Annotated in this window: 13 protein-coding genes; 9 read left to right on the forward strand and 4 right to left on the reverse strand. The window is 57.5% G+C overall.

The window, feature by feature from the left end; genetic code table 11:
• Window positions 1-96: 96 nt before the first annotated feature.
• The 9 genes from ACQKKX_RS15165 to ACQKKX_RS15205 all read left to right on the forward strand — a co-directional run bounded on the left by ACQKKX_RS15165 (window position 97) and on the right by ACQKKX_RS15205 (window position 8724).
• Window positions 97-780 carry an MOSC domain-containing protein gene (locus ACQKKX_RS15165; protein WP_427571721.1) on the forward strand — a complete coding sequence of 228 codons (684 nt, stop codon included), beginning with the start codon at window positions 97-99 and terminating at the stop codon, window positions 778-780.
• 57 nt (window positions 781-837) lie between these two features.
• Window positions 838-2268, forward strand: coding sequence for a PLP-dependent aminotransferase family protein (locus ACQKKX_RS15170; RefSeq protein ID WP_427571723.1), 1431 nt, complete (start codon window positions 838-840; stop codon window positions 2266-2268).
• A gap of 67 nt (window positions 2269-2335) precedes the next feature.
• Window positions 2336-2983: a MarR family winged helix-turn-helix transcriptional regulator gene (locus ACQKKX_RS15175; protein WP_427571724.1), complete on the forward strand. Its 648-nt coding sequence runs from the start codon at window positions 2336-2338 to the stop codon at window positions 2981-2983.
• A 36-nt stretch (window positions 2984-3019) separates the two neighbouring features.
• Window positions 3020-3736 carry a hypothetical protein gene (locus ACQKKX_RS15180; RefSeq protein ID WP_427571726.1) on the forward strand — a complete coding sequence of 239 codons (717 nt, stop codon included), beginning with the start codon at window positions 3020-3022 and terminating at the stop codon, window positions 3734-3736.
• 79 nt (window positions 3737-3815) lie between these two features.
• On the forward strand, window positions 3816-4364 hold the full coding sequence (locus ACQKKX_RS15185; RefSeq protein WP_427571728.1) for a carboxymuconolactone decarboxylase family protein: 549 nt from the start codon (window positions 3816-3818) through the stop codon (window positions 4362-4364).
• A gap of 55 nt (window positions 4365-4419) precedes the next feature.
• Entirely contained in the window at window positions 4420-4983 is a 564-nt protein-coding gene (locus ACQKKX_RS15190; protein WP_427571730.1) for a peroxiredoxin family protein, read from the forward strand.
• An 88-nt stretch (window positions 4984-5071) separates the two neighbouring features.
• Window positions 5072-6286 (forward strand): NO-inducible flavohemoprotein, encoded by a 1215-nt coding sequence (gene hmpA, locus ACQKKX_RS15195; protein WP_427571848.1) that lies wholly within the window; start codon window positions 5072-5074, stop codon window positions 6284-6286.
• A gap of 533 nt (window positions 6287-6819) precedes the next feature.
• Window positions 6820-7749 (forward strand): helix-turn-helix domain-containing protein, encoded by a 930-nt coding sequence (locus ACQKKX_RS15200; RefSeq protein ID WP_427571732.1) that lies wholly within the window; start codon window positions 6820-6822, stop codon window positions 7747-7749.
• A gap of 114 nt (window positions 7750-7863) precedes the next feature.
• Entirely contained in the window at window positions 7864-8724 is an 861-nt protein-coding gene (locus ACQKKX_RS15205; protein WP_427571733.1) for a class I SAM-dependent methyltransferase, read from the forward strand.
• A 722-nt stretch (window positions 8725-9446) separates the two neighbouring features.
• On the opposite strand, the gene hemN is transcribed toward ACQKKX_RS15205, so the two are convergent.
• From hemN to ACQKKX_RS15225, 4 genes are read right to left on the reverse strand one after another with little or no spacing between them, the layout of a single operon-like run.
• The gene (gene hemN / locus ACQKKX_RS15210) at window positions 9447-10781 is read right to left on the reverse strand and encodes an oxygen-independent coproporphyrinogen III oxidase (RefSeq protein WP_427571735.1); all 1335 of its coding nucleotides are present in this window, start codon (window positions 10779-10781) and stop codon (window positions 9447-9449) included.
• Window positions 10778-10936: a cytochrome bd-I oxidase subunit CydX gene (gene cydX / locus ACQKKX_RS15215; protein ID WP_427571737.1), complete on the reverse strand. Its 159-nt coding sequence runs from the start codon at window positions 10934-10936 to the stop codon at window positions 10778-10780. Before cydX ends, hemN begins: the two co-directional genes overlap by 4 nt.
• A gap of 11 nt (window positions 10937-10947) precedes the next feature.
• The gene (gene cydB / locus ACQKKX_RS15220; protein ID WP_427571738.1) at window positions 10948-12096 is read right to left on the reverse strand and encodes a cytochrome d ubiquinol oxidase subunit II; all 1149 of its coding nucleotides are present in this window, start codon (window positions 12094-12096) and stop codon (window positions 10948-10950) included.
• Between the two features lie 24 nt (window positions 12097-12120).
• Entirely contained in the window at window positions 12121-13704 is a 1584-nt protein-coding gene (locus ACQKKX_RS15225; protein ID WP_427571739.1) for a cytochrome ubiquinol oxidase subunit I, read from the reverse strand.
• Window positions 13705-13803: the final 99 nt, after the last annotated feature.

A 13803-nucleotide genomic window follows, 5' to 3' on the forward strand; every position in this document is an offset into this window, starting at 1 on the left:
CGATACCGGCCTACCGAACAATAAAAAACCGGCCGATTAATCCATGCATACGGCGTTGTAATTCCTCCCAGTCCCCGAATACCGGAGGTTGGTCCTGTGCCGACGAAAGTTGATGAAATCTTATTGGGCGCTGTCCGCCCGTTCGGGGAATGTGGGGTATCTTCGGGCATCGATAAAGCTCCAGTCGCCGGCCCCGTCGAGCTAACGGTCAACGGGTTTGTCGGTGATGGGCAAGGCGACACGGTGCACCATGGCGGTGCTGACAAAGCAGTTCACCATTACGCCTCGGAGCATTATCACCAGTGGCGCGAAATAATCGGAGACAAGGATGTACTGCGACAGCCTGGTGCTTTCGGCGAGAACCTGTCGACCGAGGGTCTAACCGAATTCGATGTCGCAGTTGGCGACATATTCAGGATCGGCAGTGCTATCTTGCAGGTCAGTCAAGGACGGCAGCCATGTTGGAAGCTCAACATCAGATTCGAAACCGACGATATGGCGCGGAAGGTCCAGGATAGTGGGATGACAGGCTGGTACTACCGGGTTCTGCAACCCGGAACCTTGAAGTCGGGTGATCAACTGGACCTCATCGATCGAATTGCTCCGGCGTGGACTGTCCACCGTTTATGGAATGCATTTTACGTAGACCGTCAGAACATCGACGAGCTCCGACAAATCAGCACTCTATCCGTTTTGCCGGAAAAATGGCGATCGTATGCTGCCAGGAGGATTGAGACACGAGCGGTCGAGGATTGGACGCGGCGGCTGCAAGCTCAGTAGGGAAAGCACGGCTCGTGGAGCGATGCGGACGAGGTTTTGATGGGTAAAGGGACAGTCTTGGCTCTTCACGTGGTTCGAGACGAACGCGAGCCGATTTTTCTTGCTCTCGCGCGATCTATCATCGGGGAAATCGAACGAGGAAGGCTGAAGCCCGGCGATCCGCTTCCCGGTACGCGATCGTTGTCCAAGTCACTGAAGCTCAATCGAAACACCGTGGATGCAGCCTATCAGGAATTGTTGACGCAAGGTTGGCTCGCCGCGACTCCATCTCGAGGGACCTTCGTTGCTCGTGCATTGCCGGATTTCGGCAGGGAAACGCGCCTGTCTCCACCCGCTTCCCGGAAACCGATATACGGACAGGCGGTGCAGCCGCCTAGTGTGCGGTTTTCGGACGGCATACCAGACACGCGTCTTGCACCCACCGTCGCGCTCGGACAGGCCTTCCGCCGTGCGATCGTTTCGCCGACATTCATTTGTGAAAATGCGTATGGCGACCCGATGGGTACGCCATTTCTCAGAGAGGCTTTAGCGTTCTATCTTAAGGATGATCGTGGGCTTAACGTTCGGGCTGCCAACGTCTTTGTCACGCGAGGTAGCCAGATGGCACTCTTTCTCGCGGCAAGTGCGATTGGAGAGCGGGGTATGAGCATCGCCGTCGAGACGCCCGGTTATCCGCTCGCATGGTCGGCATTTCAAGCGGCGGGCGCCAATATCAGGGGCGTGCCGGTTAATGAAGAAGGGCTCGATGTCGATTATCTCGAAGAAATGGCGCGCTCGCAGCCGGACCTCAAGGCAGTCTACGTCACGCCGCATCATCAATACCCAACCACTGTGACCATGAGTTCTTCCAGACGCAGTCGGCTGCTGGAGATTGCTTGCCGCTATCGTCTAACGATTATCGAGGATGATTATGATCATGAATATCGGTTCGCGGGGCCACCGATCCTGCCACTGGCGGCCGATGAAAACAGCGGACCGCCAATCATTTATCTGGGCTCACTGTCGAAGCTTATCGCGCCGGGCATCCGCATTGGTTACGCAGTTGCTCCGCGTGCGACGCTGCAACGAATGGCCGACCTTCGGGAGGCTATCGACCGACAGGGCGACCTACCTTTGGAGCAGGCGTTGGGCGATCTCATTGCGGACGGAACAATTCGCAGGCATGCCCGGAAGGCTTGCCACATCTACCATCACCGGCGTGACGTGGTAGCCGGGTTACTTCGAGAAAACCTCGGCAGCCATGCTCATTTCGACCTTCCGGTCGGCGGTCTAGCAATCTGGCTTAGACTTCGTGCCGGATTGAGCGCTGAAACCTGGGCAAAGAATGCAGCCCGGATCAGCCTATCGATTTTGCCGGGCATGAAGTTTGCGCTCGATATCGCTCGTGCTCCCGAGTCGTTCCGCCTGGGATTTGCGGCTCTCGATGACCGCGAGCTCCACAGGGCTGTCAATCTTCTGCAGGCCTCGATGCCGGATGAAGGCAGTTAGTTGAAATTAAAATACGAGGTCCAGGAAAACACTTGCAATAGATAGGAGTCCTATGTATATATGACGCATGGAAACACCGAAAAACCCGCTGAGCATCAACTACCGTATTAGAGAAGGTCTGGGACGTTTGGCTACAGCCCTGCGGATGGACGACTGGGCCAAGGCTAAGACGATCGGCGTCAATCCCGCGCAACTAGCCATTCTTACTCTTCTTGAGAGCCGAGGCCGAAATGGTGTTGCAGTTAGAGAGATCTCGTCCCAGTTGGGTGTCTCTCAACCGAGCGCGACTGACTCGATAAATGCGTTGGAAAGGAAAGGCCTTCTTAGAAAACAGCGAGGGCTTGCTGATCGTCGTAGCGTCGATATCGTCCTCACTGAGGAGGGTGCAAACGCTCTCGTCGCTGCGGATACCTTACCGACGATAATTGAACGGTCAATCGGCAGCCTCGAGAAAGATGTTCAGGTCGAGTTACTGGTGACCCTTGTGCAAATGATTCGGCAGATGCAGCAGACTGATGGTTTTCCGCTCCAGCGGATGTGCGTCACCTGCCGATTTTTCGACCCATACATTCACGCGGACGATCATTCGCCGCACCACTGCAACTTTGTGAATGCCTCCTTCGGCCAGCGTGATCTGCGGGTCGATTGTCGCGATCATGAACAAGCCGATCCCGCTCGCCAGGCTGCCACCTGGAAAGCTTTCACACAGGGATAGTCCCAACCTCCAGGCCACCAAGAAGGAACAAACACCATGCACCCGAAATACCTAGCCGGCGCGCTTGTTGCCGGAACGGCATTGCTTTGCCTTTCTTCCGCCCATGCCGACCCGATAGCCGCAAAAGCCAAAGACGATGTGACGGCCTCTTTCGACATCGTTGAAACGGCGATTACAACGAAGGGCGACAGCGTTGTCTTTTCAACCCGCGTCAGAGGCGAGGCTGGTAAAGATAAGCCGGACGCGACCGGAAAGTTCGAGGGATCGGAGGTCTACGCCTATGTCTGGCCGACAAGCCTTGACAGCAGCGAAATCGGCTTTGAGAAGACACAAGGCATCGTGGCGCTTGCTGTCACCTTCCACCCGGACTTCGACGACGCCGCGAACGGCGCCAAGAACCGTCATATCTGGCATCCGCACTGGGTGGTCCTGACAAAGGACAAGGCATGCGGCGCCGGTTTGAAAGTTGTCGACATTCCGAAAGGTACAAAGCCGAAGGTGCCAAAGACCTGGCCCGGCGTCCCGCTCCTTATCGATAGTCCCGAATATCCCACGACGTTCACTGGCGATACGGTCGATGTCGAGATTCCGTTATCGCTCATCAACGGTATCAAGGGTGCGTCTTTTGATGGCGTGACCGCGGGTCTGAAAGTCAACGGAAACCTGCATGCACCACTTTTGTGCGTGACTGATGTCTTCAAGATTGCTTCCGGCGACCTCAGCCTGCCCGGCAAGGTTCCGTCCACAAAGTAATCCTTGCAAGCGCCGGCTCGCCGACTGCCATCGGCGAACCGGCATCATTCTCCCCTCCAGGCTAACAGAGAGTAAGAACATGACCAGAATTACCCTTATTGATCCTTCGAATGCAACAACTGAAGTCACACCTCAGCTGGATCAGATCAAGAGCACGTTCGGTGTGGTGCCGAATATGTTCAAGGCGGTCGCCAACTCGCCGGCGGCATTGAACAGCATGTGGGGCGCTTTCGGCGCACTCGGTAGCGGCCGGCTAGGCGCTAAGTTGGGCGAGCAAATCGCGGTTGCGGTCGCAGACCGTAACAACTGCCACTATTGCCTTGCCGCCCATACGGCGCTCGGCCGGAAAGCGGGTGCAACGAGCCAGGAAATGGCCGCGGCTCAAGCTGGCCGGTCAGAGGATCCGCGTACCGCCGCGGCTCTGGCCTTCGTGGTCAAGACGGTCGAAGAACGCGCCGAGCTGAGCGATGCAGATTTCGACGCGTTGCGCGCGGCTGGGTTCGACGACGAGGACATCGTTGAAATCATCGCGCACATCGCTCTGAACCTGTTTACCAACTACATCAACGTCGCTCTGGACGTTCCGGTCGACTTTCCAGGGGTGAAGCTCACTCGCTCCGCCGCCTAGTCACTGAGCCTGAAGGCGGGCCGTTGAGCGGCCCGCCCTTTTGGAGAACTGTCCAATGCCTACATATACCACCAAACGTGCTCCCGAGCTTGTTGTCGACAAGTGGTTCAATAGCGAACAACCAATTACTTTGGAGGCGCTTCGCGGGAAGCCAGTTTTGCTTCATGGTTTCCAGCTCCTGTGCCCAGGATGCGTTTCCGATGCACTTCCGCAGTTGAAGCGTATCCAGAAAGTCTTTGGCGGCACCGATCTGCAGATCATCGGTCTTCACACCGTTTTCGAGCATCATGCTGCCATGAGCCCGGTTACGCTCGAAGCATTCATCCACGAGTACCGAATAACGTTTCCGATTGGAGTCGACCGCAATGCATCAGGACTACCTGTAACGATGCAGCTTTACGGAATGCGAGGTACTCCTTCTTCCGTGCTGATTGGTCGTGACGGTACGATCCATCACCATGCATTTGGCGTGGAGGACGATCTGGCAACCGGTGCGCGTATCGCAATGGCACTTGCAGGCCATCTTGTTCCGCTTGAACCTAACAAAAGTGAGGCGAGGAATGCTGCGTGCACTGATGGCCAATGCGAAGCCGTTATGAAGCCGTCCAGCACGGCTTAACCCACAAAATTTCATGAATGAAGTCAGCCCATACGTTGCCAACGTCGGCGACGGGTTCTCCAATCGTGCCCGTGAAAAGGACAATCCGATGCCCAAGGCTCTTTCTGCACATACTATTTCGGCCATCAGGGCGAGCGTTCCAGCACTCGCCGAACATGGGCCCGCGATCACCAAGACCATGTACGACCGGCTCTTTCTCGAGGATCATATCCGGGCTCTTTTCAACCACTCCAATCAGGGAGAAGGCGGTTCCCAGGTCAACGCACTCGCGACTGCGATCCTCGCGTACGCGCGAAATATCGATAATCTGGAACCGTTATTACCCGTGGTCGAGCGTATCGCGCAGAAACATATCGGCTACAACATACTTCCGGAACATTATCCCTTTGTCGCCACGGCCTTGCTTGACGCCATCGCGGATGTTTTGGGGCCGGCAGCTACTCCGGAACTTTTGGATGCATGGGGAGAAGGATATTGGTTTCTTGCCGATCTATTGAAGGAACGCGAAGCAAGCATTCGCCTAGATCTCGAGAACAGTTTAGGTGGGTGGACGGGCTGGCGACAATTCCGCATATCGGAACGGATTAGAGAAAGCGAAGTCATTACGTCCTTTATCCTCCGTCCGGTTGATGGAAATCCTGTAGTTCGCCATCAACCAGGTCAGTATCTTACACTACGCTTCGATATCGATGGCGGCATTGAGGTAAAACGTAATTACTCAATCTCAAGTGCGCCAAATAGCGAGTCGTACCGCATTTCCGTGAAGCGGGAAGCCGCGGGTTCCGGCGGATCACGCTACCTTCATGATGTTGCAACAATCGGCGATATCGTCGATCTCGCGCCACCTGCCGGAGATTTTTTCTTGGAGAAGGATCAGGTTCGACCCGTAATCCTTTTATCCGCCGGCGTCGGTCTCACTCCGATGGTTAGTATGATTGAGACGATTAACGCTGAGCGCCCGGCCCTTGAGGTGCACTACATCCACGCCGCGCTCAACAGTTCCACCCACGCAATGGACCGCCACGTTCGCTCTCTCGCTCGACTACATGGAAGCATTGCAGTCTCCACCTTTTACAGCGAGCCCGGTGAATTGGATGTTGCTGGCCAAAGCCATGACTATGACGGCTTCATCTCAGTCGACTGGCTTAGAAGCCATACGCCCTTTGCGGATGCCGACTTCTTTCTCTGTGGCCCAAAGGCTTTCCTCCGGTCGTTGGTTAATGGCTTGTGGGAAGCAGGGGTTGAGCCTTGCCGGATACATTTCGAATTCTTTGGCCCCTCTGATGAGCTTCTCGCGGCTTAGCAACGCCCATCATTGGCGCCGGTCATGTTTCTCGGGCGCCCGCCACAGGAGTGAGCTAATCAAAATGCACAAAAAGCAAAAGATCGGTCACGCACCAATCTGCGTTTTCGTCACCAGTGAAGAGGATTCAGAGGACTTGGTTGAGTTAGCCCGTTCGAGACAAATATCTAGTACTGTATTGTCATCGACGGCAGAGATGCAGTTCGACATTCCCCTTCCGTTTTTTAGGGGAATGGACAGACAGTTAGCCGTCGAGCTGGATTTTGCGACCCATTTATTCGTTATACTGGACACCGGATGCGGGATGAATAAAGGCGATACTGAATAGCTCGACAGTGAAGATATGCCGCATATGAATGGGAGAATACGGCTCAAGCGATCTTGAGACGCGTAACCCACCAGGTCGGGCTCACGCTGACCAAAAGCGACCGTCGGGAAACGAAGTGCGAGATCGTCAGCGGCTTATCAGGATTGTATTGACTACAGAAATGGAAAGCGCGGCATTCTCGCCGCAAGCCCAAAGAGATAGATCCGTGAATGGGAGTAAAAGAAAACCATCCGACGGAACCGTCGTACGGCACGAAGTCACCGCTTCAACCGTGCGGACTGCGGTCCGAAAGCCTGCTGTTCTGCAGGGAAGTGAAAACATCGAGGTCCTCAGCGAGTCCGGCCCAACGTCGCATTACGGCGTTGCTGTCGCCCTAGTGAGTTTCAAAAAGGGCACGTTCACTAGCGCTGTGGCAACGCATCATATGATTGGTATCGGTTGCTCGCTGCCGACACCGGTTGAACATATGATCGACGGAAAACATCTTCGACATCATATTACACCGGGATCGCTTTGCCTGTGCCCCGCGCAGGCGCGACACGCTACCGCTTTCAGCGGCTCGATGTCCGGAATTGTTCTGCGGATTTCGCCGGAATGCCTGGCGCTCGCGACAAACGATCTGCTCGGCTACAACGCTGGTCTGATCGAGCAGTTCAATGGAAGAGACGGTTTCATTGCGCACGTTGCTCATGTGCTGAAAGCGGAAGCTGCGGCCAGTCATCCGAACGGTATGCTGTTCTGGAACGCGGCGACGGATGCACTTCTGGCGCATCTGGTGCGGCAACACCTGGACCGACGCCCTCCTCCTAATCGTGATCAGCTGGCGTTAAATATTACCAATCGTCTGGATAGCTTCATTCGCGAAAACCTGGATGAAACGCTGGATTTGGATAGCCTTGCGGCAATCGCCGGCTGCGGGCGTTTCCAATTCGCACGCCTTTTCCGGTCAACCGTGGGGATAAGTCCCTACAGATATATCGTACGCCGCAGGCTGGAGATGGCACGAGCGATGATCCGGGCACGCAAGGTGTCGCTGGCTGAGATATCTGCGGCCACGGGCTTCAGTGACCAAAGCCATATGACAAAATGGATCAAGCGCGTATATGGCGCCACGCCCACTCAGCTAGCCGCCTAGACTTTCCAACCGACGCCGGAAACGATCGAGCCGCTGCAAGGACGTACAATACCAAAACCGCACAAGCCTTAAGACTGCCGTCATCAGATACAGGACGTAAGGTTTAAATGCATCATGTCGATCATCCCCGAGACATCAAATACACCGAAGCGGCGCGCAAGTACGCCAGCCATCGACTACACCAGCGACGAATTCGCGCGGGTTTACGAGCTGACCGGCACTCGGGTGACTGCTCCGATAGCGGTCGAAGCTCTTCGATTGATGCAGCCGATCCCATTCCACTCCCGAATTCTCGACATAGGTGCCGGTGCAGGTGCCCTCAGCATTCCCGCAGCTTATGGCGGTGCAACCGTCCTTGCGGTCGATATCGCTCCCGGCATGGTCAATCTATTATCAGATCGTCTCGCACCGTTCCCGTTAGCGTCAGCACGCGTCATGAACGGCGAAGATCTTTGCCTGCCGGACAATTCATTCGACTTGACGTTCTCCATCCTAGGGATCAGCCTTTTTCACGACTGGAAAAAGGGTCTCAGGGAAATGAGCCGGGTTCTGCGCCCCGGCGGCAAAGCATGCATCGCAAGCTGGAAGACGCCACCTGGCGGAGGGCCGTTCATGGTTATGGCGAAGGCGTTGCGGACAGTCTTTCCCGATAGCCCGCCCCCTCCCGCTTCAGAAGGCTTCCTGACATTCTCTGATCCGGTACGGACCGTCATGGAAATGCAAGCGGCCGGCTTTACGGATATAAAGGTCGTTGAATTCGAGACTATTTGGAAAGGATATGGTGGGCGCTCGTACCTTGATGCGATGCAGGACCTTCACGTCTATATGGCGCCCTACGCGGCCTTGAATGAAGCGGATCGTCGTAAAGTGGACGATGCCATTCTAGCAATCATCGATGACCATATCGTCGACGATACCGTTGAATTCCGCTCACCGGTGCTGTTGTCCATCGCGACTAAGATGTCTCAACGATAATCAACGGCATGGGCATTCGCTCTATCGAGCAATGCTGGCCGAAAACGCGACAGCGCCGCTGTAGGCCATCTACAAGGGGGACCTCGCCCCTACCCGACAGGCAGATAAGTAGTGGAAGGCAGACCATTAATCCGCTGTTTATAGCGGTGCCATACGATCATGTGGGATCAATGCTTTTACGGGCCTGCGTCGCAAACGTCGGGGCAAATAGGCGCCAGCGACTAGCAGGGTCTTTGCGGTTCGAGCTGCGCAAGCCGTGGACTGAGTCATAGCCTTGTTGGGGCGGCTGGTTCTCAGGGCTTCGTTCACTTGCCAATCAGTTATGCCCGCAAGTTCAAAGGGCTTCGGAGCAGTTCAAATTTGACGCTCTCGATTGGGTTTGAACCGCCGACACCTTATTTCGGAAGCCCGAACAGGAGATAGAGGATTATTCCTCCGTGGTCATCTGCGAGCACGACCTGAGCGCCATTAACCACGATCCATAGTCTTTCTCCAGAGTCGGGTCTCAAGGTAGACCTTCAATTTGGTCTTTCGGGAGGAAGGCGTTTCTTTGCTACTGCGAAGCCGACGCCAGAGTCAGTGCATAACAATGCCCGGCAGATCGTCAGTCGAGATTGTCGTCAACGATCCGCACCCGTAGTCCCCCTCCCCCCGCGCTCGACGCTCCTCGACTATCGACCAACCTGCTGCCGCTCATTTGAGCTGCAGGAACGAAGGCACTGTCAGACGGAGGGACTGAAGATGCCTACGTCATCTTGCCGGTAGCTGTCGAAGGTTGCTGCGACCAACCGTACAAATGGCCGTCCCCGGTTGCTCAAGCGGATATGGCTACCAGAAACGGCAACCAGCCCTTCTTGAACCAAAGGCCGGAGAAGGGCGATCTCATCCACGTACTTCCGAGATTGACTTTCGATATTCACCTCGAAGTCACACATGAGCCTCTCAATTATCCAGCCACGCTCATCATCGTCCTCGGCCATCTCATGACCGCGCAGGGCCGGAAGTTGTCCAGCCATGGTTAGTTCCTTGTAAGCCTCGATCCCGGACACCGACTGAACGTAGCCGCTCGGCAGGCGCGAGATGGAGGAACAGCCGAACCCCAACAGAGTGCGATACCCGTCATCGGTATAGCCCTGGAAATTGCGATGCAGCCCGCCGCTGCGGCCCGCTACGGCCAGCGGATCGTTAGGCTTCGCGAAATGATCTATACCGATCGGTTCGTAGCCCTCCCCGGGGAAGAAAGTCGCAATCGTTTCGGCGAGCCGCATCCGCGCGTGGGAGTCCGGAAGCAGGCTTTCGTCGATCAGTCGCTGGTTGGCGCGCCGGGTCGGAAGATGCGCGTAACCGTAGAAGGCGATGCGATCGGGCGAAAGTGCAGCTACCGAGCGACAGGTGGCGAGCAGTCCTTCCTCGGTCTGGTTCGGCAGACCGTAGATCAGGTCGAAGTTGATGCGGGAGATCCCAGCCTCGCGAAGATCATAAACCGCCTGCGCCACCTGCTGTTCCGGCTGGACGCGGCCGATCGCCTGCTGCACCATCGGATGGAGATCCTGGACGCCGAGGCTTGCGCGGTTGACGCCGAGCCGGGCAAGAGCCCGGGCCAGCGAAGCATCCAGCATGCGCGGGTCGAGTTCGATGGAATGCTCGAAGTCGGTAGCGAAATCGAAATGATCCTTTAGAACCTCGACAACCGACTTCAGACCGTGTTCGCCGAGAATGGATGGCGTGCCGCCACCCCAGGCGATGCGGCCGACCGTCATGCGGCCCGGAAGCCGGGCGGCAACCAAGGCGATCTCGGCTTCCAGCGCCTGCCGGTATTCCTCCACCGGCCCATCCTTGCGCACCGCCTTGGCATGGCAGCCGCAGTAATGGCAGAGCTGGCGGCAATAAGGGACGTGCAGGTAGACGGAGATCGGTTCCGCCGGATCGAGTTGAGCAAGCCAGGTGGCTTGCTCCTTTGCTCCGACCTTGTCCGTGAAATCGGCCGCGGTCGGGTAGGACGTGTATCGCGGAACGGTGATTTCCGCGAAACGCTGTCCAAGGGAGATCGCGGTCATGCTGCCTCGTCTCCCAAAGCCCGTCCCGCTTGAACGTTCGGGACGTCGGGAAGTGCCGACAGCCGACGATCCTCCTTCATCTCGAACCACATCGCGTTGAAGATGGCGAACGCACAGGCAAGCCCGATCCCCAGCACCCAGGCAAAGTACCACATGTTGAACTCCTTCAATAAGCGTTGGGATTGCGGCCGATCGAGGTCGCGTTCACCGGCCCGCGCATCACCCGATACACCCAGGCAGTGTAGGCAAGGATGAGCGGCAGGAAGAACACGGTCGCCAGCAGCATGATGAACAGCGTGAGGTGGCTTGATGAGGCATCCCAGACCGTGAGGCTGGCTTCCGGGTTGATCGACGACGGCAGGAGGAACGGAAACAGCGACAGGCCGGCAGTCGAGATGATGCCGAAGATCGCCAGGCTCGAGCCGGCAAGCGCGGCCCAGTAGCGGCGGGCGGCGAGCGCCAAAGCCGCAAGCAGCGGACCGACAACGCCAAGCGCCGGTGCGATGGTCATCCATGGATAAGCGCGGAAGTTATGCAGCCAGGCCCCGCCTTCCGTCACCACGGTCTTGGTGAGTGGGTTCGACGGACCGGCGGTCTGCTGCACGCTGGTGACGACGTAGCCGTCGAGGCCGAAGGCGACCCAGAGACCCGCGACTGCAAAAAGGACGGTAGTGGCGAGCGCCGCCAGCATGGCATAGCGGCGCGCCCGTTCGGCGACCGGTTCGGCACAGCGCATGGCGGCAACTACGCCACCATGGCTGACCAGCATCGACACGCTGATCAGGCCCGCAACCAGCGGGAACGGACGCAGAAGGCCGAAGAAGTTGCCGTCGTAGTAAGCGCGCATGGTCTGGTCGAGCCGGAAAGGCACGCCGAGCAGGACATTGCCCACAGCCACACCGAAAATCAGCGCCGGAACGAAGCCGCCGATGAAAAGGCCCCAATCCCACATGCTGCGCCAGCGCGGATCCCTGATCTTGCCGCGGAACTTGAAGCCCACGGGCCTCAGGATCAGCGCCAGGAGGATGGTGATCATTGCCAGGTAGAAGCCCGAAAACGAGGCGGCATAGAGCGCCGGCCAGGCAGCGAAGATCGCACCGCCGCCGAGCACCAGCCAGACCTGGTTTCCTTCCCATGTCGGGCCGATGAGGTTGATCATCACGCGGCGTTCCTCGTCCGTCTTGGCGGCGAAGGGCAGCAGCGCCCCGACGCCCAAATCGTAGCCGTCGGCGATCGCGAAGCCGATCAGCAGCACGCCGAGCAGCAGCCACCAGATGAGCCTCAGGGTTTCATAGTCCAAAGGAATGTTTGTCATAGGATTGTTTCCAGTGAGAAGCGATCAGCGGTCGGGAGCGGCTGTGGCGCCATCGGGAATGCGGCTCGATCCGCCGATGCCGTCGATCAGAACGTTCTTTCCGCTCGGGCCGGCCTTGATGACCTTGAGCATCAGGATCACCATGATGATCGCCAGGACGGTATATACGGTGAGGAAGAAGCCGAGGCTGATCGAAAGATCGGTCAGCGTCAGACCCGAGGCCGCGTAGAAGGTCGGCAGCACGCCTTCCACCACCCAGGGCTGACGGCCGTATTCGGCAACCAGCCAGCCGAGCTCGATGGCGATCCACGGAAGCGGCAGGCTCCACAGAGCGATCCACAGAAGCGTACGGCTGTCGCCGAGCTTGTGCTTGGAGGCCAGAACGAAGGCCACCGCGAAGAAGGCGATCAGGTAGATGCCGATCGCGACCATGAAGCGGAAGCTCCAGAACAGCACCGGCACGTTCGGCACGGTATCCCAGGCCGCGTGTTCGATCTGCTGTTCGGTGGCGCTCGGTACGTCCTCGACATAGCGCTTCAAGAGAAGCCCATAGCCGAGATCGTGCCAGGTATTGGCCAGGGTCTCGCGCGCGGCGGCGTCGCTCGCATCGACACGGATGCGGTCGAGTGCCGCGTAAGCCGTCATGCCGTTGCGGATGCGGCTTTCGGCAAGCTCCACCAGTGGCAGGATGCCGGGCACTTCCGTGTTGAGGCTGCGCGTGGTGATGAGGCCCATCACATAAGGAACCTTCACCTCGTAGGTGTTCTGACGCACACCCGGAATGGCGAAGATGTTGAGACCAGCGGGGGCCTGTTCGGTTTCCCACATACCTTCCATGGCAGCGATCTTCATCTTCTGGTGTTCGGTCGCGACATAACCGCTCTCGTCACCCAGAACCACGACGGAAAGCGCCGAAGCAAGACCGAAACTGGCGGCAACCGCCATGGAGCGTTTGGCCAGTTCCAGATGGCGACCGCGCAGCAGGAACCAGGCGCTGATCGACATGATGAACATGGCGCCCGTGACGTAACCGGCACTGACCGTGTGAACGAACTTGGCCTGCGCCACCGGGTTGAAGATCACCGAAGTGAAGTCGGTGATTTCCATGCGCATCGTGTCGGGATTGAAGGTCGAGCCGACCGGGTTCTGCATCCAGCCGTTGGCGATCAGGATCCACAAGGCCGAGAAGTTGGCGCCGAAGGCCACCAGCCAGGTCACGACGAGGTGCCCGACCTTGGACAAGCGGTCCCAGCCGAAAAAGAAGATGCCGATGAAGGTGGCTTCGAGGAAGAAGGCCATCAGGCCTTCGATGGCCAGCGGCGCACCGAAGATGTCGCCGACATAATGGCTGTAATAGCTCCAGTTCATGCCGAACTGGAATTCCATCACGATGCCAGTGGCGACACCCATGGCGAAGTTGATGCCGAACAGCGTGCCCCAGAACAGCGTCATGCGCCGCCAGATTTCGCGGCCGGTCATGACATACACGCTTTCCATTATGGCCATCAGAAACGAAAGGCCCAGCGTGAGGGGAACGAAAAGGAAGTGATACATCGCCGTTGCCGCGAACTGCAGTCGCGACAGGTCGACAACCGTTAGGTCGATCATAGGGGTAACCCGCCCTTGCTCAGGATTTGCCGGCGCCAATGCCGGTCTTGCTGCGGCCTACGCCACGCCAGAGGCTCCCGCCTTGATTTGGATCAATGC

The organism is Neorhizobium sp. NPDC001467, from assembly GCF_050275975.1.
Lineage (GTDB): Bacteria > Pseudomonadota > Alphaproteobacteria > Rhizobiales > Rhizobiaceae > Neorhizobium.